Source organism: Micromonospora maris AB-18-032 (assembly GCF_000204155.1).
Taxonomy (GTDB): domain Bacteria; phylum Actinomycetota; class Actinomycetes; order Mycobacteriales; family Micromonosporaceae; genus Micromonospora; species Micromonospora gifhornensis.
The window spans coordinates 6,077,055-6,098,299 of sequence record NC_015434.1 but is presented as its reverse complement, the minus strand read 5'-3'; the positions used below and the strand labels follow the sequence as shown (position 1 = coordinate 6,098,299).

The 21,245-nt window shown below is 70.7% G+C and carries 19 protein-coding genes and 1 pseudogene; 9 read left to right on the top strand and 11 right to left on the bottom strand.

Translation table 11 applies throughout. The features are described from left to right. Window positions 1-11 precede the first annotated feature (11 nt). From VAB18032_RS27025 to VAB18032_RS27005, 5 genes are all read right to left on the bottom strand, one after another. Entirely contained in the window at window positions 12-1,385 is a 1,374-nt protein-coding gene (locus tag VAB18032_RS27025; protein WP_013736112.1) for a GH1 family beta-glucosidase, read from the bottom strand. Continuing rightward, window positions 1,382-2,215 (bottom strand): carbohydrate ABC transporter permease, encoded by an 834-nt coding sequence (locus VAB18032_RS27020; protein WP_013736111.1) that lies wholly within the window; start codon window positions 2,213-2,215, stop codon window positions 1,382-1,384. Before VAB18032_RS27020 ends, VAB18032_RS27025 begins: the two co-directional genes overlap by 4 nt. Window positions 2,216-2,291: 76 nt before the next feature. Next, the gene (locus VAB18032_RS27015; protein WP_013736110.1) at window positions 2,292-3,299 is read right to left on the bottom strand and encodes a carbohydrate ABC transporter permease; all 1,008 of its coding nucleotides are present in this window, start codon (window positions 3,297-3,299) and stop codon (window positions 2,292-2,294) included. A 117-nt stretch (window positions 3,300-3,416) separates the two neighbouring features. Then, entirely contained in the window at window positions 3,417-4,724 is a 1,308-nt protein-coding gene (locus VAB18032_RS27010; RefSeq protein WP_043722037.1) for an ABC transporter substrate-binding protein, read from the bottom strand. A gap of 217 nt (window positions 4,725-4,941) precedes the next feature. Further along, window positions 4,942-5,706, bottom strand: coding sequence for a maleylpyruvate isomerase family mycothiol-dependent enzyme (locus tag VAB18032_RS27005; protein WP_043722034.1), 765 nt, complete (start codon window positions 5,704-5,706; stop codon window positions 4,942-4,944). 31 nt (window positions 5,707-5,737) lie between these two features. On the opposite strand from VAB18032_RS27005, the gene VAB18032_RS27000 reads away from it, so the two are divergent. Continuing rightward, window positions 5,738-6,859, top strand: coding sequence for a UDP-N-acetylmuramate dehydrogenase (locus tag VAB18032_RS27000; protein WP_081476209.1), 1,122 nt, complete (start codon window positions 5,738-5,740; stop codon window positions 6,857-6,859). A 77-nt stretch (window positions 6,860-6,936) separates the two neighbouring features. Here VAB18032_RS27000 and VAB18032_RS26995 read toward each other — a convergent pair whose 3' ends face one another. Both VAB18032_RS26995 and VAB18032_RS26990 read right to left on the bottom strand, forming a co-directional pair. Then, window positions 6,937-7,728, bottom strand: a complete 792-nt coding sequence (locus VAB18032_RS26995; RefSeq protein WP_013736106.1) for a class I SAM-dependent methyltransferase — start codon at window positions 7,726-7,728, stop codon at window positions 6,937-6,939. A gap of 11 nt (window positions 7,729-7,739) precedes the next feature. After that, entirely contained in the window at window positions 7,740-7,940 is a 201-nt protein-coding gene (locus tag VAB18032_RS26990) for a short-chain dehydrogenase/reductase SDR (protein ID WP_013736105.1), read from the bottom strand. Between the two features lie 184 nt (window positions 7,941-8,124). Here VAB18032_RS26990 and mshA point away from each other — a divergent pair, with 184 nt between their 5' ends. The 3 genes and pseudogenes from mshA to VAB18032_RS33385 all read left to right on the top strand — a co-directional run. Next, complete coding sequence (mshA, locus tag VAB18032_RS26985; protein WP_043722033.1) at window positions 8,125-9,471, top strand: D-inositol-3-phosphate glycosyltransferase; 1,347 nt, start codon at window positions 8,125-8,127, stop codon at window positions 9,469-9,471. A 128-nt stretch (window positions 9,472-9,599) separates the two neighbouring features. Beyond that, window positions 9,600-10,163 carry a type III secretion system chaperone family protein gene (locus VAB18032_RS26980; RefSeq protein ID WP_013736103.1) on the top strand — a complete coding sequence of 188 codons (564 nt, stop codon included), beginning with the start codon at window positions 9,600-9,602 and terminating at the stop codon, window positions 10,161-10,163. Window positions 10,164-10,918: 755 nt separating this feature from the next. Next, a pseudogene (locus tag VAB18032_RS33385) lies at window positions 10,919-11,536 on the top strand (hypothetical protein); the annotation flags it as partial. Between the two features lie 469 nt (window positions 11,537-12,005). On the opposite strand, the gene VAB18032_RS26970 reads toward VAB18032_RS33385, so the two are convergent. Together VAB18032_RS26970 and VAB18032_RS26965 are read right to left on the bottom strand one after the other, a co-directional pair. Beyond that, the gene (locus VAB18032_RS26970) at window positions 12,006-13,307 is read right to left on the bottom strand and encodes an MFS transporter (RefSeq protein WP_013736100.1); all 1,302 of its coding nucleotides are present in this window, start codon (window positions 13,305-13,307) and stop codon (window positions 12,006-12,008) included. A gap of 68 nt (window positions 13,308-13,375) precedes the next feature. Further along, window positions 13,376-14,674 carry an MDR family MFS transporter gene (locus tag VAB18032_RS26965; protein WP_043725873.1) on the bottom strand — a complete coding sequence of 433 codons (1,299 nt, stop codon included), beginning with the start codon at window positions 14,672-14,674 and terminating at the stop codon, window positions 13,376-13,378. Between the two features lie 157 nt (window positions 14,675-14,831). On the opposite strand from VAB18032_RS26965, the gene VAB18032_RS26960 reads away from it, so the two are divergent. After that, window positions 14,832-15,599 (top strand): phosphoglyceromutase, encoded by a 768-nt coding sequence (locus tag VAB18032_RS26960; RefSeq protein ID WP_013736098.1) that lies wholly within the window; start codon window positions 14,832-14,834, stop codon window positions 15,597-15,599. A 75-nt stretch (window positions 15,600-15,674) separates the two neighbouring features. On the opposite strand, the gene phoU is transcribed toward VAB18032_RS26960, so the two are convergent. Beyond that, a complete protein-coding gene (phoU, locus tag VAB18032_RS26955; RefSeq protein ID WP_013736097.1) occupies window positions 15,675-16,316 on the bottom strand; it encodes a phosphate signaling complex protein PhoU in 642 nt (213 codons plus the stop codon). 202 nt (window positions 16,317-16,518) lie between these two features. Between phoU and VAB18032_RS26950 the strand changes: the two genes are divergently transcribed. Then, the gene (locus tag VAB18032_RS26950) at window positions 16,519-17,808 is read left to right on the top strand and encodes an ATP-binding protein (RefSeq protein WP_013736096.1); all 1,290 of its coding nucleotides are present in this window, start codon (window positions 16,519-16,521) and stop codon (window positions 17,806-17,808) included. A gap of 23 nt (window positions 17,809-17,831) precedes the next feature. Then, window positions 17,832-18,515, top strand: coding sequence for a response regulator transcription factor (locus VAB18032_RS26945; protein ID WP_013736095.1), 684 nt, complete (start codon window positions 17,832-17,834; stop codon window positions 18,513-18,515). Window positions 18,516-18,533: 18 nt separating this feature from the next. On the opposite strand, the gene VAB18032_RS26940 is transcribed toward VAB18032_RS26945, so the two are convergent. Further along, window positions 18,534-19,343 (bottom strand): DUF3109 family protein, encoded by an 810-nt coding sequence (locus tag VAB18032_RS26940; RefSeq protein ID WP_043722015.1) that lies wholly within the window; start codon window positions 19,341-19,343, stop codon window positions 18,534-18,536. A 72-nt stretch (window positions 19,344-19,415) separates the two neighbouring features. Between VAB18032_RS26940 and VAB18032_RS26935 the strand changes: the two genes are divergently transcribed. Together VAB18032_RS26935 and VAB18032_RS26930 are read left to right on the top strand one after the other, a co-directional pair. Next, complete coding sequence (locus VAB18032_RS26935) at window positions 19,416-20,360, top strand: Ppx/GppA phosphatase family protein (protein WP_013736093.1); 945 nt, start codon at window positions 19,416-19,418, stop codon at window positions 20,358-20,360. 76 nt (window positions 20,361-20,436) lie between these two features. Continuing rightward, window positions 20,437-21,243 carry a sugar phosphate isomerase/epimerase family protein gene (locus tag VAB18032_RS26930; RefSeq protein WP_193386277.1) on the top strand — a complete coding sequence of 269 codons (807 nt, stop codon included), beginning with the start codon at window positions 20,437-20,439 and terminating at the stop codon, window positions 21,241-21,243. The last annotated feature ends 2 nt before the right edge of the window (window positions 21,244-21,245 follow it).

Sequence of the window (21,245 nt, the reverse complement as noted above, 5' to 3'; positions counted from 1 at the left end):
CCACCGCCTTGTCACAGCCCGTTCCGGGAGATCACCTCCTGGTACCACCGGGCGCTGGACTTCGGTGTACGCCGCTGGGTGAGGTAGTCGACGTGCACGATGCCGAACCGCTTGCGGTACCCCTCGGCCCACTCGAAGTTGTCCAGCAATGACCATACGAGATAGCCGCGCAGGTCGACGCCCCGGGCGATGGCCTCGTGCGCGGCACGCAGGTGTCCGTCCAGGTACGCGATCCGATCGTCGTCGCGTACCGGGCTGGTCCCGTCCGAGCTGCTCTTGTCCGGAAACGCCGCGCCGTTCTCGGTGACCATCAGGGGCACCGGCGGATAGTCGGTGGCGATGCGTTCCAGCAGCCGGGTCAGCCCCGCCGGTTCGATCATCCAGCCCATGTCGGTCAGCGGACCGACCGGCGGCAGGAACTCCACGGCTGCGGCGGTGCCCGGGTACGCGCCGCCGCCACCCGCGCCGTCCGGTCGCCCGGCGACGTAGGTCGGCGCGTAGTAGTTGATCCCGAGCAGGTCGATCGGCGCCGCGATGATCTTCTCGTCGCCGTCGACGACGAACACCGGCTCGACGATCCGGGCCACGTGCTCACGCACGTCGTCGGGGTAGCCGCCGACCAGCAGCGGATCCAGGAAGATCCGGTTGTGCAGGCCGTCGACCAGGCGTACCGCGTCGGCGTCGGCGGCGCTGTCCGCGTCGGCGGGGCGTACGTCGGCCGGGTTGAGGGTGATGCCGACGCGCTCGGCACCGCCCGCGCGCAGCGCCTGCGTGGCCAGGCCGTGCGCCAGCAACAGATGGTGTACGGCGCTGAAGGCGGCGCCCGGGTCCTGCACCCCGGGGGCGTGCACGCCGTTGCCGTAGCCGAGGTACGCGGAGCACCAGGGCTCGTTGAGCGTGGTCCAGGTGTCGATGCGGTCACCGAGTCGGGCGTACACGGCGGCGGCGTAGGTGGCGAAGTGCTCGGCGGTCTCCCGCGCCGTCCAACCACCCCGGTCCTGCAACGTCTGCGGCAGGTCCCAGTGGTAGAGGGTGACGATCGGGTCGATGCCCCGACCCAGCAGCGCGTCGGTCAGCCGGTCGTAGAAGTCCAGGCCGCGCGGGTTGACCGGGCCGCTGCCGTCGGGCTGGATCCGGGGCCAGGAAACCGAGAAACGGTACGCCTGCAGGCCCAGCTCGGCCATCATCGCCACGTCGTCGGCGTACCGGTGGTAGTGGTCGCAGGCGACGTCACCGGTGTGTCCGGCGTACACCTTTCCCGGTGTGCGACTGAAGGTGTCCCAGATCGACTCCCCGCGCCCGTCGTCGCGGGCCGCCCCCTCGATCTGATAGGCGGCCGTCGCCGCTCCCCACAGGAAATTCTCCGGGAACCGGATTCCACTCACGATTTGACCGCACCTTCCATGATTCCGCCGATGATCTGGCGTCCGAACAGTACGAACACCAGCAGCAGCGGCAGCGTGGCGATTGCCGTACCGGTGAACACCTGGGACATGTCCTGGTAGTAGCCGTCGGACAGGGCCCGCAGGGACAACTGCACGGTGGGATTCTCCGGATCGTTGAGCACCGCGTACGGCCACAGGAAATCGTTCCAGGTGGTCATGAACGTGAGCAGCCCGAGCACCGCGATGGCCGGCCGCAACGCGGGCAGCACCACGTTCCAGTAGATCCGTGCGGTGCCGCAGCCGTCCACCCGCGCCGCCTCGATCAGCTCGGTGCTGATCGCCTGTCCGGCGTACTGCCGCATCATGAACACACCGAAGCCGGTGACCAGGGCGGGCAGGATCACCGCGGGCAGCCGGTCGTTGAGGTTCAGCTTCGTCATCAGCATGTACAGCGGGATGATGCCGAGCTGGGTGGGCACCATCATCGTCGCGATGATGATCATCAGCAGCGCGTTGCTGCCCCGGAAGCGCAGCTTGGCGAAGGCGAACCCGGCCAGCGAGGAGAAGAACACCACCGAGATGGTGACCGTGATCGCCACGATCGCCGAGTTGATCAGACCGGTCAGGAAGTACGCGTCGGTGTTGGCGAACAGCCGGGAGATGTTCGCGCCCAGGTTGCCGCCCGGCGTGACCGGCGGCGGCAGTTGCCCCATCGCGTCGCTGGAGCGGCTGGCCACCACGAACATCCAGTAGATCGGGAAGACCGACAGGACCCCGGCGGCGACCAACGCGAAGTACGTGAGCGGGCTGGCCCGCCACAGCCGGCTCATCGCGCCACCTCGCTTCGCTCGGCACCGCGACGAGGCTCCACCGCACTGAGCCGAATGATTCGCTCGCTGCGCTCGCTCATCGGAACCCTCCCTTTCGGTTGCCCTCCGGCGGTCGGGCGGAGGAACCGAGCCGGCGGATGATCAGTACGTTGATCGCGGCGACGATGGCGATCAGGGCGAACAGCAGCCAGGCCACCGCCGAGCCGTAGCCGAAGTTGTAGTACGGCGCGAAGGCGTTCTCGAACATGTACATGGTCATCGTCTGCGACTCGCGCAGCGGCCCGCCCCGGATCGCGTTGGTGCCCGAGTGGAACAGCCGGGGCTCGGTGAACAGTTGCAGCCCGCCGATGGTGGAGATGATGACGCAGAAGATGATCGTCGGCTTGAGCAGCGGCACGGTGACCGACCAGAACTGCCGGGCCCGGTTCGCGCCGTCGATCGCCGCGGCCTCGTACAGGTCGCGGGGGATGGCCTGCATGGCGGCCAGGAAGATCAGGGCGTTGTAACCGGTCCACCGCCAGTCGACCATCGTGGAGATGGCCACCCAGGAGGCGAACCGGTTGGACTTCCACTCGATCCCGTCGATGCCTACCAGGTCGAGCAGCCAGTTGATCATGCCGAACTCGCGACCGAACAGCACCCCGAAGACGATCGCCACGGCGGCCGTGGAGGTCACGTTGGGCACCAGCACCGCCATCCGCCAGCCGGTACGCATCCGCAGCTGCCGGTTGAGCAGGTTGGCCAGCCAGAGCGCCAGCAGCAGCTGCGGCACCGTACTGAGGACGAAGATGCCGAGGGTGTTGACCACCGAGTGCCAGAAGTCGCCGTCGGCCAACAGCCGGGTGTAGTTGTCCGCGCCGATGAATGTGGGATTGCTGCCCAGCAGGTCCCAGTCGTGCAAGGAAACCCAGAAGGTGTACGCCAGCGGCCAGGCCCCGAAGATCGCGAAGATCACGAAGAACGGGGCGATGTAGAGGTAGGGCGAGTACTTCGCGTCGATCCGGCTGAGCCGGCCGGCCCGCAACAGCCGGGACCGGCCCGGTGCCGGCGCGGTCGGCCCTCGCGCGTCGAGCTGCAACGCCATGACCCGTTGACTCCTTTCCACGCCCCCGCCCCGCGCCGATCCGGGGCCGGTGGCCACGCGCGCCCGGCGAGCGTGGCGGTCCTGGATCGGCGGCGGGGGTGGAGGCCGTCGGGCCGGTTACTTGGCGGCGGCCTTCTTGGCGTTGTTGACGGCGTCCTGCCAGCCCTGCTCGGGCGTACGCTGTCCCAGCTCGACGGTGCGGACGGCGTTCTCCACCTCGGTGCGTACCGCCTGGTTCTTCGGGCCCATGTAGACCGGCTTCAGCGTCTTCGCGCCCTCGGCGAAGATCGTTCCGATCGGCGCACCGGAGAAGTACGCGTTCTTGGCATCGGCGATCGCCGGGTCGTCAAGCGCCTGCGGCGAGGACGGCAGCGGGCCCTTGGCCTTGAAGGCACCGATCTGACCCTGCGGGCTGGTCAGGAACTTGACCAGCTTGATGGCCTCTTCCTTGTTCTTGCTCTGTGCCGGCACGGCCAGGTGCGAGCCGCCCCAGTTGCCGCCGTCGCCGGGCACCCGGGCGATGTCCCACTTGCCGCTGGCCTCCGCGCCGGCGTTGCCCTCGATCACCCCGGTCATCCACGCCGGGCAGGCGATGGTGGCGAACTTGGCCTGCTTGAAGGCCGAGACCCACTCCTCCGACCAGGAGCCGTACTTGCCGGACAGGCCGGCACCGATGATCTTCATGGTGGTGTCCCAGGCCTGCTTGACCGCCGGGTTGCTGTCCACCACCAGGTTGTTGCTGGTGTCGTAGTAGTGGTAGCCCTGCGCCTTGCCGGCGGTCTGCAACACGATGGTGTTGAACGTGTTGGTCGCCGCGTCCAGGAACGACGCACCGGTGTCGGCCGCCTTGAAGCGTTCGCCGACCGCGATGTAGTCCTCCCAGGTCGGCCAGAGCTTGGAGACCTCGTCGCGCTCGGTGGGCAGCCCCGCCTTGGCGAACAGGTCCGTGCGGTAGCACATCGCCATGCCACCCACGTCGGTGCCGAGCCCGATCAGCTTCTGCCCGTCGGCGGTCAGCCCCTGGTTCCACTTCCACTCCAGGAAGTTGCCCTTGAGCTCGGCGGCGCCGTGGTCGAGCAGGTTGACGAAGTTGTCCGGGTTGGCCTTGTACTCGACCATCAGGCCTTCTTCGATGGCGACGACGTCACCGGCGCCCTTGCCCGCGGCGAGCCACTGGGTCAGCTTCGGCGAGTACTCGTCGAGGTTGCCGCCGGTGCCCCGCTCGACGATCTTCACGTTGGGGTTGGCGTCCATGTACTCCTGGTAGAGCTGTTCGTAGCCGAGCTGTCCGAAGACGTCGACGGTGAGCGTTATCTTGCCGTCGCCCGCGGCGTCCTCGTCGCCGGCGCAGCCGCTGGTGGCGAGTAGCGCACCAACGGTTGCCAAGGCGACCGCCGCAAGGCGATGGCGGGGAAAAGTGGCCATGGTCTGGTGACCCCTCTCAGGTGGGTGAGTGGTGGTGGATGAGTCTGAGAGCGCTCTCACGTAGCCTGCGTCCCTCGCCGGGGCGGTGTCAAGAGAGCGCTCTCTCGGCTGGGTCACAGAATGGCCACGGCCAATCGGTGCGAGGTCACCGTTACAGCGGAATGGCGGCTACCAGGGTGTCCGGTAACCGCCATGCCGTCGTAACGGTGTCAATCAATCAGCCGGTGCGTACCCCGTCGAGGAGGGTGGGGTCGCCGGCCACGGACAGGGTGTCGAAGCTGACCCGGCCCCAGAGCGCCAGCAGCAGGTCGCTCGCCGTGCCACTGACGTGCACCCGGGCGTGGTGCTCGTCGTGGTCGAGGATGGTGCCGGTGTCCAGCAGCGCCACCCCCTCACCGCGCAGCCGCAGGTACCACTCCTGCGCCGCGTCGGTCGCGCTGAGTCGAACCACCCCGCGCCACTGACCACTCGCCGCCCGGCGGCCGGCCGGCAGCCAGGTGTCGAGCACCTCGCTCACCCCGTCGGCCGCGAGCTTGGCCTCGATCGGTTCGCCGGCGGCGATGGCGAGCTGGGCGTCCCAGCGGTGCAGGGCGGTCTCGTGCGCCATCCGGCGGGGCCAGAAGCCGGCCTTCTTCGGCTGCGGGGCCCAGTTCCAGGCCGGGGCCTCCGGGTCCAGGGTGTCGAAGAGGACCATCAGGTCGTCGTACGCCTGCTGCCACTGCTGTGCGGCGGTGAGCCCCGGCAGGAGTTCGGGGCGCTGCGACCGGCGTTGCTCCGGCGCGGTGGCCCGGCCTGACCCGGCGACGTCGCGTACCCACTGGTAGATGCCGGTGAGGTGCAGGGCCAGGTCGGTCACCGTCCAGCCGGGGCAGGACAGCACGGGTGTCTCGGGCGGGGCGTCGGCGACCGCGGCGGCGAACGCCGGGCCCTCCGCGCGGAGTGCACCGATCCAGAAGTCCTTGCTGCCGTGCATTCTGCTCATCGCCATCCTCCCGGGGGTGACCGGGCCACCAATGGGTGCCACGGCTACCTCTCAGCCTAGGGTGAAAGATGTGCCTGACGTCTACGCCCAGCCGACAGCCGCCGCCCAACCCGTCATTTCCGGCGAACTGTCGCAATACACCACATTGCGCCTAGGTGGACCCGCCCGGCGGATCGTCACCGCAACCACCGCCGAGGAGATTGTCGCTCACGTACGCCAGGCGGGCGAACATGCGCTTCTGCTCGCCGGGGGCAGCAACGTGGTGATCGGCGACGCCGGGTTCCCGGGCACGGTGATCCTGGTCCGCTCCCGGGGTCTGCGGGTGCTGACCGAGGACGAGCAGACCGTCACCATCCGCGTCGAGGCCGGCGAGCCGTGGGACGACCTGGTCGCCGCCACGGTGCGCAACGGCTGGTCCGGCCTGGAATGCCTGTCCGGCATCCCCGGCTCCACCGGCGCCACCCCGATCCAGAACGTCGGCGCGTACGGCCAGGAGGTCGCCGAGACCATCGTCGGCGTGCAGGTGTACGACCGTTCCACCGGGACGATCACCCAGCTGGACGCCGCCGACTGCGGCTTCGCCTACCGGGCCAGCATCTTCAAGTACAGCGAGCGCTGGGTGGTGCTCGCTGTCGACTTCCGGCTGGCCCGCTCGGCGCTGTCCGGCCCGGTCCGGTACGCGGAACTGGCCCGCGCGCTCGGCGTCGAGGTCGGTGACCGGGTGCCGCTCGCACACGCCCGCGCCACCGTGCTGGAACTTCGCGCGGGCAAGGGCATGGTGCTGGACGCCGCCGACCCCGACACCCGTTCGGTCGGTTCCTTCTTCACCAACCCCGTCCTCGATGCCGCCGAGTACGAGGAGCTGCGGCAGCGCGCCGCCGACATCGGTGAGCCGCCCGCCTGGCCGGGCGCGGGCGACCTGGTCAAGGTCAGCGCCGCCTGGCTGATCGACAAGGCCGGCTTCGGCAAGGGCTACGCCGGCCCCGAGGGCGTCGCCATCTCCAGCAAACACACCCTCGCCCTCACCAACCAGACCGGCACCGCCACCACCGAGGCCCTCCTCACCCTGGCCCGCGAAATCCGCGACGGCGTCCACGCCCGCTTCGCGGTAACCCTCCACCCCGAACCCGTCCTCATAACCTGCACCCTCTGACCCACCCACCCGCCCACCCCGCGCTTCTGCGCCCACCCCGCGCTTCTGCGCGTTGATCAAAAGGGGTGGGGTGGGGGTTAGGGGGTGGGGGAGGGCCAGGGGAGGGTCAGTTCGCCTTGGCGCCAGCGGCGGGGGCGGTGGAGGATGGGCCAGCCCTGGGCGCGTACGGCGGCCACGGTGTGCAGCCAACGCTGGCGGGGGCCGTACGGGGCGTAGCCGGCGGCGGCGTGCCAGGCGTCGTCCAGGGCGCGGATCAGGTCGTGGATGGGTTCTCCGGGGACGTTGCGGTGGATCAGCGCCTTGGGTAGCCGTTCGGCCAACTCCGCCGGGGTCTGCAGAGTGGACAGGCGGGCGGCCAGGGTCAGCGTGCGCGGGCCGGTGGCGTCGAGCAGGATCCAGCCGGCGAGGCGGCCCAGTTCGTCACAGGTGCCCTCGACGAACAGTCCGCCGGGTGCCAGTCGGCTGGTGACGGTGGCCCAGGCGGCGGCCACCTCGCTCTCGTCGTACTGGCGTAGCACGTTGAACGCGCGCACCAGGGCCGGGCGCAGGCCGGCGAGTTCGAATCCGCCCCGGGCGAAGGTGAGGCCGGGTGGGTCGGCGGCGGGTTGGGCGTCCGCGACGCGGATCGGGTCGATCTCCAGGCCGACCACCCGTACGTCGGTACGTACCCCGGCGGCCAGCCGGGCGCGCAGTTCCACCGCTGTCACCGGGCTCGCGCCGTATCCCAGGTCCACCACGAGTGGGTCCGGTGCGGCGCGTAACGCGTCGCCGCAGGTGTCGACGATCCAGTTGTCCACCCGTCGGAGCCGGTTGGGGTTGGTGGTGCCGCGGGTGATGGTTCCGAGCGGCCGGGGCGTACGCGCCGCCATGGCTGTTTTCCTCAGGCTCCGGCTGGTGACCGGTCACCGGCACCTGTGCCGCTCACCCGGTGAACGATGTGGGCGGCCTGCACCAGTGGGCGTACGACGAGACGGTCCACGTTGACGTGTGGTGGCCGGGTGGCGCACCAGGCGATGCAGTCGGCGACGGTCCCGGCGCCGAGTCCGCTGGATGTCCCGGTGACGACGGCGACACGACTCATCCGGCCATTCTCGCCCCTGTCGCGCCGAGGGTCGGAGCTTCCCCGGTGATGAGGTCGGTCACGCCCGTCGCCCTGGGCGACGTATTACCAGCCGCCGATCGGGAAGATGACATCTGGCGCGGAGGTTGACGCAGAGGCACGTCGGTCGTGCAGTACGGCATCAACCCTGGCATAGGGAGCAAAAGTGGCGGAATTGCACACCGGCGTCGGTCGTCAGCGAGGTGCCCTGCCGTGGCCGAGACCCCGGCGGATCGCGACGATCTCAGTGCACACCTCGCCCCTGCACCAGCCCGGCACCGGGGACGCGGGCGGCATGAACGTCTACATCCTGGAGGTCGCCCGGCGGTTGGCCGAGGCCGACGTCGAGGTGGAGATCTTCACCCGGGCCACCTCGGGTGACCTGCCGCCGGTGGTGGAGGTCGCCCCGGGGGTGCACGTCCGGCACGTGATGGCCGGCCCGTTGGAAGGGCTGACCAAGGAGGAACTGCCCGGCCAGCTCTGCGCCTTCACCGCCGGCGTACTGCGTGCCGAGGCGGCCCGCCCGCCGGGCCACTACGACCTCATCCACTCCCACTACTGGCTCTCCGGCCAGGTCGGCTGGCTGGCCAAGGACCGCTGGGGAGTGCCGCTGGTGCACACCGCGCACACCCTGGCCAAGGTGAAGAACGCGCAGCTCGCCGCCGGTGACCGGCCCGAACCGAAAGCCCGGGTGATCGGCGAGGAGCAGGTCGTCGCCGAGGCCGACCGGCTGGTGGCGAACACCCGGGTCGAGGCGCAGGACCTGATCGACAGGTACGCCGCCGACCCGGCCCGGGTCGCGGTGGTCGAGCCCGGGGTGGACCTGGACCGCTTCCGCCCACCGGTCGGTGACCGCGACGCCGCGACAAGTGCCGCGCGGGCCCGGCTGGGCCTGCCCACCACCGGTTACCTGGTGGCCTTCGTCGGTCGGATCCAACCGTTGAAAGCCCCGGACGTGCTGATCCGCGCGATCGCCGCGTTGTGCGAGCGGGATCCGGCGCTGGCCGAGGAGGTCTCCGTGGTGATCTGCGGTGGCCCCAGCGGCAGCGGACTCGACCGCCCCACCGCCCTGATCGAGTTGGCCGCGTCGCTCGGCGTCGCCGACCGGATCCACTTCCTGCCGCCGCGTACCGGTGCCGAGCTGCCCCTGCTGTACCAGGCGGCCGACCTGGTCGCGGTGCCGTCGTACAACGAATCCTTCGGCCTGGTCGCCCTGGAGGCCCAGGCCTGCGGTACGCCGGTGGTGGCCGCCGCCGTCGGCGGCCTGGTGACCGCGGTACGCGACCAGGTCAGCGGGATGCTGGTGCGCGGACACGACCCGGTCGACTGGGCGAACACCCTGGCCCGCCTGCTGCCCGACCGGTCCCGTCGGGCGGAGCTGTCGCTCGGCGCCGCCCGGCACGCCCGCAACTTCTCCTGGCACCGTACGGCCGAGGGTCTGCTCGCCGTGTACGGCGAAGCGATCACCGCCCACCGCGCCCATCTCACCTCCGCCCTCGCCGCCTCCTGCTGATGGAAGGAAGGGCACCCTTTTAACGCCTCGTGCATAGGAAGGGCCCCTTGTTAACGCCCGCCGGCCCGCCCGCGTGACGCCGCCCCGCCGCCCCGTCGCCGGGCAGCGGCAGGTTGGGCGGCCGTAGAGTGGAGCCGATGAGTGACCTGGGTGCTCTGATCGAGTCGGTCTGCGCCGAGCGGGAACTGCCCTGCGAGCCGACCGGTCCCGGCGCGTACGCGGTGACCCTGCCCGGCACGCACAAGCTCAAGACGATCTGCAACCTGATCGTGGGCGAGCACGCGCTGCGGATCGAGGCGTTCGTGATGCGCCAGCCGGACGAGCGCCGCGAGGAGCTCTGGGCCTGGCTGTTGCAGCGCAACGCGCGGATGTACGCCGTCTCCTTCTCCATCGACGCGGTCGGCGACATCTACCTCACCGGTCGGGTCAATCCCGCCGGAGTGGACGCCGACGAGTTGGACCGCATCCTCGGTGCGGTGCTCAGCTACGCCGACGAGTCCTTCGACACGATGCTGGAGATCGGCTTCGGCAGCTCGATCCGGCGGGAATGGGAGTGGCGGGTCAAGCGGGGCGAATCCACCGCGAACCTCGCGGCCTTCGCGCATCTCTTCGAGCAGTCGGGGCAGACCCCTGCCGACAACCCGGCAGCCGCCGCTGGCGCGGCCCCGGAGGGTGGCGCGGGCCGACCCTGATCGGGGGGCCGCGGCACGGCAGCCGGCAAACGCGTTGACCGCGATGTGGTTTAGCTCGCCGTCACGGGGTAAGCCGCACCGCGCGGTGCGGCTTTGGGACCCGCCGCGCGCCGAGACTTCAGTGTCGAGGAGCGTGAGCGTCCATGGCTCAGCGAAACAGCGCGGGTCGCGGCGGGACCGCGACCAGGACCAAGCGGCAGGCCAGCAACCAGACCCCGAACACGCCACGGATCTCCGAGTCGGAGATCTCCCGGATGCGGGTGGACGACATCCGTGGCCAGTTGCGTCGGTACGGGGTCTCCGGCATCTCCGCCCTGCGCAAGCCGGAACTGGTGAAGAGGCTCGCCAGTACGCTGCGTTCGGGTGGGGCGGCGCGCGGCAGCAGCGGACCGGCCGGCCGTGCCAGCAGCACGAAGACCACCGCGACGAAGCAGTCGGCGTCGGCTCGTACCGCCACGGGACGGGCGAAGGCCGCACCCGCCAAACGGACCGGCCCGGCGCGGACGGCGTCGACGGGCACCGCCCGTAACGCCGGCACGGCCCGCACGGCGAGCACCGCCCGCAAGGCCAGTACCGCCCGTAAGACGACGGCGGCGGCGCGCAAGGCCAGCACGGCCCGCAAGACGACAGCGACTGCGCGGACGGCCACCGCCGGGGCCAGGAAGGCGGCCCCTCGCAAGACGGCGCCGGCCGCGAAGACCGCGCCGGCCGGCAAGGCCACCGCCGCCCGCAAGACCGCCCCAGCCCGCACGACCACGTCCGCCCGCACGGCGACGTCGACTGCGCGGACGACTGCGGCCGGGGCCAGGAAGGCGGCTCCCCGCAAGACCGCAGCGGCCGCGAAGACCGCGGCGGGCAGCACCGCCAAGACGGGTACGACGACGCGCGCGGCCACCCGGCAGGCACCCGCCCGTGGCGCGGCGAAGGCGGCGCCCGCTCGCGGTGCGGCGAAGGCTGCACCCGCCTCCCGTAGTGCGGCGAAGACGGCCGCAGCGGGTGGCGGGGTGCGGACCGGGAGGTCGACGGCCCGTTCGACGCGGTCGTCGCAGATGATCTCGTCGTTGCAGGACCGGCCGGAGCGCCCGGGGCGGAGCCTGGTCACCACCAACCACGACGTGATCCAGCGGTGGGCCCGGGAGCGTGGCGCGAAGCCGGCGACGATCAGCGGGACCGAGCGGGACGGTCGGGCCGGGGTGCTGACCTTCAACATCCCGGGATACCGGGAGAGCAGCCGGATCCGCGAGATCACCTGGGACGAGTGGTTCCACACCTTCGACCTGCGCCGGCTGAACCTGATCTACCAGGAACAGCTGCGGGACGGCCGGCAGAGCAACTTCTTCCGTACGGAGTCACCCGATCGGGAGGATGCGTGAGGGTTTGCGGGAATCCCCGTCGGGTATGCGCTGTTGGCCGTGAACGAAGCCCCATCAAGCAGCCCAACGGGACACGGGCGCGCTGTGACGGGCGAGACAGCCAACCAGGTTGAATCCGTCCCATGGGGCGAACTAGCGTTATTGCACCGCGCCACGCTTGGAACCGTTCGGGGGAGCGGCGGATCGATCAGATCTGTGCACCAAGCGAGGTGTCGGGGGACGGGTGGATCCACCGTTGGGGGACGGTGCCCGCCTGTTTGGACCGGCGGCGCGAGCGGGCGTCGCTTACGGGGGTGAGTGCCGCCCGCCGCCGCCGGTCGTAGCGATGAACCGATGTGCCCGGTGCCCACGTGCCGGGCACATCGTCTTGTCCGCGCGCGGCCCATCGCCGTTACGCCGCAATGGCGGTTACCAGGGCATCCGGTAACCGCCATTGCGCCGTAACCGTGTTGATCAGCCGCCTGGGGGATCAGTTGGGTGCGGGGAGGGGGGCCCGAGCGGCCTCGTCCGCGGCCGGGGTCGCGGAGGTGCGGCGCAGGGCGGCGACCCGCCGCTCCCGGGGCGGCCCGGCGAGCAGATGGCCACCGGCGGCCAACAGGCCCAAAGCGCCCATGACCAGCCAGTGGCCGTCGCCCCACGATTGCAGGCTGAACCCGCCGAGCGTGGGCGCGACGAACGACGCCGCCGGGAAGGCCAGGTAGAACACCGACTGGTAGCGCGCCCGCAGAGCCGGTGGGGCCAGGTCCGCGTTGATCTGCGCGTTGGGGGGTGCGGCCAGCATCGAGCCGACCGTCCAGACCACGCAGGCCCCGAGGTAGAAGACGAGGTCGTCGGCGACGGCCAGGGCACCGAAGCCGACCGCGAGCAGTGCGGTGGAGACGGCAAGTACGGTCCCCTTGCGCCGCCGGTCGATGAGCCGGGGTACGAAGAGTTGCCCCAGCACGATCAGCACCCCGCCCAGGGCCACCACCGTGCCGTACGCCGACGGGCCGAGCCCGTCCGCGCGCATCGTCAGCGGCATGATCGTCGACGCCTGCATGGTCAGCACGGCCAACACGAAGGTCAGCCCGACGAAGATCATGAAGTGCCGGTCGGTCAGCGCGGTGTGCAGCCCGGGCCGGCGACCGGCGGCAGCCGGTTTCGTCGGCCCGTACGCCCGCAGGCTGGGTAGGGTCTCCGGCACCTTCCAGGCGATCAGCACCGCGGTGGCCAGGGTGGCGGCGGCGTCCACCAGGAAGAGCGCGACGTAGCTCGCCTCGGCCAGCAGGCCGGCCAGCAGCGAGGCCACCGCCATGCCCAGGTTGAACGCCCAGAACTGGAGGTTGAACGCGCGGGACCGGCGTTCCTCGGGCACCACGTCGACGATCGCCGCGACGAAGGCCGGGCTCGGCATCGAGTGGGTGACGCCGACCAGCAGGGCGAGCGCCGCGATCACGCCCAGGTGCTGACTCAGCGCCAGCGCGACCATCAGCGCGGCGGTGACCAGGTGCGCCGCCACCAGGGTCGAGCGTCGTCCCCACCGGTCGGCCAGCACCCCACCGAGCAGTACCCCGGCCGCTCCGCCCGCGCCGTATGCGCCGACCACCACTCCGGCCAGCGACTCGCTGGCACCCCGGGCGGCGGTCAGGTAGAGCGACAGGAAGAGCATCGCGAACGCGCCGGCCCGGTTGATCAGCAACCCGACCCAGAGGTACCAGAAGGTGGCGGGCAGCCCGCCGGCCGTGTCGGCGAACCACCCGCGTACGGCTGTGGCCACCTGACGCTCGCGCACCCGACCCCCCGGATCTGTTCGGTCACCTAACAGATCTTGCCTGATCGGAGTTCGGGCTCCTCTGCGGCCTACCCGCCGGTGGTCGCGACCGGCTCGGCCGTCTTCGGCGCGGCCGGCTGGGGTGCCGTCGACCGGGGCGTGACCACGGGCGGGGCGCCGGTGGTGCGCAGCGCGAGGGCCCGCCGCTCCCGGGCGGGCCCGGAGAGCAGATGACCCACCGCCATCACCAGTCCGATGACGGCGCAGCCGAGCCAGAGCGTGGCATTGCCGGCCTGTTCCCGGACCAGGCCGCCGAGGATCGGCGCGGCGGCACCGGCCAACTGCCAGGACAGCGAGAAGACCCCCTGGTAGCGGCCGCGCAGTTCACTCGGCGAGAGTTCGGCGATGAGGGTGGCGTTGGACGGCGAGTTGAGCATCTCGCCGAGCGTCCAGATCAACACCGTCAACCCGTAGAACCAGGCCACGTCGGCGAACGCGGTAAGCCCGAAGCCGACGCCCATCACCACCGCCGCCAGCGCGAGTACGTGCGACCGGCTGCGGCCCCGGATCAGCCGGGGTACGAAGAGTTGACCGATCACGATGAGGACGCCGTTGAGGGCGATCACCGAGCCGAACGTGGCGGGGCTCAGCCCGGAGTCGGCCATCGCGATCGGCAGCATCGAGATGTGCTGGAGGAAGACCAGCGCGCCGAGCAGGTTCAGTGCCACGAACCCCAGGTAGACCCGGTCGTTCAGGATCGTGCGGAGCGCGCCGACGCCGGCCGCGCCGACCCGCGTACTGACCGTGATCGTCCGGGTCTCCTTCACCTTGACGAAGATGATCACGGCGGTGACCAGCGTGGTGCTCGCGTTGACCGCGAAGAGCAGGAGATAGCCGGCCTGGGCGGCGAAGCCGGCGAGCACCGCGGCGCAGGCGAAGCCGAGGTTGACCGCCCAGTAGTTGAGCGAGAAGGCGCGCAGCCGATCCCGTTCGGGCACCACGTCGATCATCATCGCGCCGAACGCGGGGCGGGCCGCCTCGGCGAAGAGGCCGAGCAGCAGGGCACCCAGCCCGACCGCCCACAGTTCGTGGGCGAAGCCCAGCGCGAGCATCATCACCGCGCCGCCCAGGTGGGCGACGAGCAGAGTCGGCCGCCGCCCCCACCGGTCGGTCAGGGTGCCGCCGACGGTGGTGCCGACCGCGCCGCCGGCTCCCCAGAGGCCGAGCACGATGCCGGCCTGGGTGGCGGAGAATCCGCGTTCCTGGGTCAGATAGATGGCGAGGAAGACGAGGACGAACGAGCCGAGCCGATTGATCAGCGTGCCGGTCCAGAGGTACCAGAAAGTCCTGGGTAGGCCGCCGGTGGTGTCCCGGAACCAGCCCCGTATCGCGTGCACTCCGGCGTCCCCGTCCGTAATGAGTGATGATCTAGCCGACCCTTACAACCTAGTGGTGCGCCGAGAGCAAGGTCATCCGGTTTTCCACGTGGTGGTCGTCACGACCCTTCCCGCGCGAGCGATCCCGGGTTGCGGCAGGATGATCGGCATGACAGCTAGCGAGGGACCCACCGTCGGGACGCTGGTCCTGTTGCGGCACGGCGAGAGCGACTGGAACGCCAAGAACCTCTTCACCGGCTGGGTCGACGTGGACCTGACCGAGAAGGGTGAGAACGAGGCGCGCCGCGGCGGCGAGCTGCTGCGCGAACACAACCTGCTGCCGGACGTGGTGCACACGAGCCTGCTGCGCCGCGCCATCCGGACCAGTGAACTGGCGCTCAACGCGGCCGACCGGCACTGGATCGCGGTGCGTCGGTCGTGGCGGCTCAACGAGCGGCACTACGGCGCCCTGCAGGGCAAGGACAAGAAGCAGACCCTGGAGGAGTACGGCGAGGAGCAGTTCATGCTCTGGCGCCGCTCCTACGACACCCCGCCCCCACCCATCGCCGACGATGACGAGTGGTCCCAGGTGGGCGACCCGCGGTACGCGCTGCTGCCGACCGAGCTGATGCCCCGTACGGAGTGCCTCAAGGACGTCGTCGAGCGGATGCTGCCGTACTGGTACGACTCGATCGTGCCGGACATCCTGGCCGGCCGGACGGTGCTGGTGGCGGCGCACGGCAACTCGCTGCGCGCCCTGGTCAAGCACCTGGACCAGATCAGCGACGAGGCGATCGCCAAGCTGAACATCCCGACCGGGATTCCGCTGCGCTACGACCTCGACCCGCTGCTGCGTCCGCAGACCCTGGGCGGCACCTACCTCGACCCGGAGGCGGCCAAGGCGGCCGCCGCCGCCGTCGCCAACCAGGGCCGCTGACCCGGCAGTCGTTCCGTTGTTAAGAAGGGCCCCCTGCTATACGCGAGGCGTTAACAGGGGGCCCTTCCTTGCACCTCAGACGGGTTCGCCGGTGATCAGGTAGACGACGTGCTCGGCGCTGTTGACCGCGTGGTCGGCGAACCGCTCGTAGAAGCGGCCGAGCAGGGTGGCGTCGATGGCGGTCTCCACCCCGTACGGCCAGTCCGCGCCGAGCAGCACCCCGAACAGGCCCTTGTGCAGCTCGTCCATCGCGTCGTCGTCGCGGTCCAACTCGGCGGCGAGGTCGGCGTCCGGGTGGGCCAGCACCGCCGCGATCTTCTCCGCCATCCGGTCGGCGATACCCGCCATGTCGGTGAAGACCGGCCGCAGCTCCGCGGGCACGGCGGGCGAGGGGTGCCGGCGCAACGCGGTCTTGGCGACGTGATCCGCGAGATCACCCATCCGTTCCAGATCCGCTGCCACGTGCAGCGCGGTGATCATGGCTCGCAGGTCGGAGGCGACCGGCGCCTGGCGGGCCAGCACGTCACACACCCGCTCCTCGACCTGCCGGTAGAGCGCGTCGATCCGGGCGTCCTGCTCGATGACGGTCTCGGCGGCCTGCCGGTCGGCGGTGAGCAGGGCCCGGGTGGCCTGTCGTAGTGCCGCCCGTACGCCTTCGGCCATCTCCACCAGCAGTTGGCTGACGGCCTGCAGTTCGGCCCGGAACTCGTCGCGCATACTCACGTCCTGTCGATCGTCGGTGCGCCCGCGCCGTTCGGCTGCATCAGCGCAGGTCGCCGCCAAAGTAGGGCGGGCGGGAGGCGCGGAGGTGAACGCCGGTGAACTAAGCCGGACGCGAAAGTGAACTTTCCCGGAAGTGAGCGTGCTTCGTCCTATTTTCGCCCGGTAGTCGAGCGAGGATTGACCCTACGATCACCGAGTGACATGGGCGGTGGCGGTGAGCGTGGCCGGGGCTCTGGCGGCCGGAGTGGTCGTCGGGTTGTTGCTGGCCCGGCTCGTTCCCGACGCACGTCGTACGGGCAGTTCCCGCCGGAGCGGCTCAAACCGGCTCCGGTTCGGCAAGGGGAGGCACACGATCGTCGAGGATGTGCAGGTCGGGCTCGGCCGACGAGCGATCGACTCGCTGCGCGTGGGGGTCGTGGTGCTCGACGCCGAGGACGTGCCGGTGCTCGTCAACCCCGCAGCGCGGGCCCTGGGTCTGCTGCGTACCGGCGCTCGGCCGGGTTCGGTCATCGCCCATCCGTTGGTCCGTACCCTGGCCGGGCAGGTCCGGCGCACCGGCGTGCGTCGCGAGATCGAGCTCGACCTGCCCCGGGGTCGCGACAACGGCGGGGAGAACCCGCTGGGCGTGCATCTGCGGGCGATGGGGCTGGGCAACGACCACGTGGCGGTGGAGGCGGTCGACGTGACCGAGTCCCACCGCCTCGCCCGGGTCCGCCGCGACTTCGTCGCCAACGTCAGTCACGAGTTGAAGACGCCGATCGGTGCGCTGCAACTGCTCGCCGAGGCGCTGCTCGACGCCACCGAGCCGGCCGGGGCGGGGCCGCCGGACCGTTCCGAGGACCTGGTCGCCGCCCGACGGTTCGCCGAGCGGATCCAGCACGAGTCGACCCGGCTGGGACGGCTGGTGCAGGAGTTGCTGGAGCTGACCCGGTTGCAGGGCGCCGAACCGCAGCCCGCCCCGGAGCCGGTCGCGGTGGACTGGGTGATCTCCGAGGTGATCGACCGCACCCGGACCGCGGCCACCGCCCGACGGGTCACCGTGACGGTGGACGCGCAGCGCGGGCTGACCGTGTACGGCAGCGACAGTCAGTTGGCCACGGCCGTGGCGAATCTGGTGGAGAACGCCGTCAACTATTCGAGCGAGGACACCACTGTCCTGGTCACCGCACGGGCCACGCCGGAACATGTCGAGATCGCCGTCACCGACCAGGGCATCGGCATCGCCCCCACCGACGTGGACCGGATCTTCGAGCGGTTCTACCGCGCCGACCAGGCGCGTTCCCGCGCGACCGGCGGCACCGGGCTCGGGTTGGCGATCGTCAAGCACATCGCCAGCAACCATGGCGGACGGGTCGAGGTGACGAGCACTCTTGGTGGTGGGTCGACGTTCACCCTCCGGCTGCCGGCCCGTCCTCCGGACGACCTGCTGTCGACACTGCCGTCGGTTGGTATCGAGCCTGGTCCGGCCGAGGCCCGGCAGAGCTGAGCGCACATGGAAAGGAAAGGCCGTTGAGCCGCGTACTGGTGGTCGAGGACGAGGAGTCGTTCTCCGACGCCCTGTCGTACATGCTTCGCAAAGAGGGCTTCGAGGTCTCCGTGGCAGCCACGGGCACCTCGGCGCTCACCGAGTTCGACCGGGCGGGCGCCGACATCGTGCTGCTCGACCTGATGCTGCCCGAGATGTCCGGCACCGAGGTCTGCCGCCAGCTGCGCCAGCGCTCGCACGTGCCGATCATCATGGTCACCGCCCGGGACAGCGAGATCGACAAGGTGGTCGGCCTGGAGATCGGCGCCGACGACTACGTCACCAAGCCGTACTCACCCCGTGAGCTGGTCGCCCGGATCCGGGCGGTACTGCGCCGGCAGAGTCCCGAGACCGTCGAGTCGGGCACGGCGACGTTGGCTGCCGGGCCGGTCCGGATGGACATCGAGCGGCACGTGGTGACCGTCGACGGGAGCACGGTGCAGCTGCCGCTCAAGGAGTTCGAGCTGCTGGAACTGCTGCTGCGCAACGCCGGTCGGGTGCTCACCCGGGGGCAGTTGATCGACCGCGTCTGGGGCGCCGACTACGTGGGCGACACCAAGACCCTGGACGTGCACGTCAAACGCCTGCGCTCCAAGATCGAACCGGAGCCGTCCTCGCCGCGGCACATCGTCACCGTGCGTGGTCTCGGCTACAAGTTCGAGCCCTGATCCCACCGGCCCGGCCGGTCAGGCCGGGTCGGCGGGGTGCGGGGCGACCATGCCCTGCCGTAGCCGGGTCGCGCACAACTCGGCCAGCTTCGCGTACGCGGGCGCGCCGATCAGCGCGGTCAACTCCGGGCCGTACGACAGGTACATCGGCTCGGTCCCGACGTGTGCGTCCGTGGACGAGGTGCACCACCAGTCGAGGTCGTGGCCGCCGGCACCCCAGCCCCGGCGGTCGAACTCGGCAAGCGTGGAGACCAGCACCTTGGTGTTGTCCGGCCGCTTGACCCAGTCCTGGTCCCGGCGGATGGGCAACTGCCAGCACACGTCCGGCTTGTACTCCAGCGGATGCGCCCCGTCGCGCAGCGCCTGGGCGTGCAGCGCGCAGCCGCCACCACCGGGGAAGTCGGCGTCGTTGAGGAAGACGCAGGGCCCTTCCGCGTCCCGGGTGGCGGTCCGCCGGGCCGGGTTCTTGCCGTCCACGGTGTCGTTCTCGGTCCAGTTCTTGAACCCCCGGCGGAAGTGCTGCCAGGTCGCCGGGGTGAGCCGCTTCACCGCCGCGCGGACCCGCTTCTCGTCGTCGGAGTCGGTGAAGAACGCGCCGTGCGAGCAGCAGCCGTCGGCGGCCCGCCCGGCGATGATGCCGTGGCAGCCCTGACCGAAGATGCACGTCCAACGGGAGAGCAACCAGGTGAGGTCGGCGCGCACCACGTGCCGCTCGTCCGCCGGGTCGACGAATTCGATCCACTCGCGGGGAAAGTCCAGCGGCACCTCACGGCTGCGCGGGTCCGCCGGGTCGTCCACCAGCACGTGAAGCTCGATCTGCCCTGTCACCCGGCCCAGCGTACGCGTGGTGCGCCCGGCAGGCCGGGCAGTGACGCGAACGGGTTGCCCTAGGGTTCTCCCATGCGACTGGGTGTCCTCGACGTCGGTTCCAACACGGTGCACCTGCTTGTGGTCGACGCCCATCGCGGCGCACATCCGTGGCCGGCGCACTCCGAGAAGGCGGTGCTGCGACTCGCCGAGCAACTCGGGCCGGACGGTGCGCTGCCCGAGGCCGGTGCGGACGCCCTGGTCGAGGCGGTCGGCGCGGCCCGCGCCTCGGCCACCGCGCTCGAGGTCGACGAACTGCTCGCCTTCGCCACCTCCGCGGTACGCGACGCGACGAACAGCGCCGAGGTGCTCGCCCGGGTTCAGGAGGCCACCGGCGTACGCCTGGAGGTGCTCTCCGGGGCCGACGAGGCGCGGATGACCTTCCTCGCGGTCCGGCGGTGGTTCGGCTGGTCGGCGGGGCGGCTGCTGGTGCTGGACATCGGCGGCGGCTCGTTGGAGATCGCGGCCGGTGTCGACGAGGATCCGGACGTGGCGGTCTCCCTGCCGCTCGGCGCGGGGCGACTGACCCGGGACCGGCTCGTCGTCGATCCGCAGAGCGCGGCTCCGCCCGGCCCGCAGGTGGTGGAGGAGCTTCGGGAGTACGTCGACAGCCTGCTCGACCCGGTGGTCGAGCAGATGGCCGAGGTGAGCTGGGAACGCGCGGTGGCGACCTCCAAGACGTTCCGTACCCTCGCCCGGTTGGCCGGGGCCGCGCCCAGTGGCGCCGGGATCTGGGCCCGCCGCCGGCTCACCCGCGGTGGGCTGCGCCAGGTGTTGGGATTCATCCGGCACATCGCCCCCGCGCAGGTGGCCGAGTTGGAGGGGGTCAGTGCCGCGCGGGCCCACCAACTGCTGGCCGGTGCGGTGGTCGCCGAGTCGGTGATGCGGCGACTCGGTGTCGACTCGTTGGACATCTGCCCGTGGGCGCTGCGGGAGGGCGTGATCCTCGACCGGCTGGATCGGTTGGCTCCGGAGTGACATCGGATGCCAGTTTTGCCCGCTTCATGGAGTTCTCGTCATATTGGTTCAATCGACGGCGGCTACCCTCGGTGGTGTGACTTCCCGCGTTCCGGTGCTCCTGTCCACGTCCTCGGTCTTCCCTGAGCGGACTGCGGCGGCGTTCCAGCTGGCCGCCGAACTCGGCTACGACGGGATCGAGGTGATGGTCTGGACCGACGCCGTCAGCCAGGACGCCGGTGCGCTGCGCGGGCTGGCCGAGCACTACGGCGTGCCAGTGCTCTCCGTGCACGCCCCCTGCCTGCTGGTCACGCAGCGGGTCTGGAGCCCGGACCCGTGGGAGCGGCTGCGTCGTTCGGCCGTCCTCGCCGAGACCCTGCAGGCGCCGACGGTGGTGGTGCACCCGCCGTTCACCTGGCAGCGGGACTACGCGCGTACCTTCGCCGACGGGCTGGACAAGGTGACAGGCGAGTTCGGCGGACTGCACATCGCGGTGGAGAACATGTACCCGGTCCGGATGGCCGGCCGGCAGTTCGTGCCGTACGCGCCCGGATGGGATCCGACGGAGGTCGGTTACCCCTCGTACACCCTCGACCTGTCACACTGCGCCGCCTCGCACACCGACGCGCTGGCGATGGCCGACCGGATGGGTGCCGGCCTGGCGCACGTGCATCTCGGCGACGGCACCGGCGAGGGCCGCGACGAGCACCTGGTGCCCGGTCGGGGCGGCCAGCCCTGCGCCGAGCTGCTGCGCTCGCTTGCCGGTCGGGGCTTCACCGGCTCGGTCGCGGTGGAGGTGACCACCCGGGGCGCGAAGAGCCGGCAGGTCCGCGAGGCGGACCTGCGCCAGTCCCTCGCCTTCGCCCGCGAGCACCTCAGCGCCGCGTCGCCGGTCGACGCCTGAGG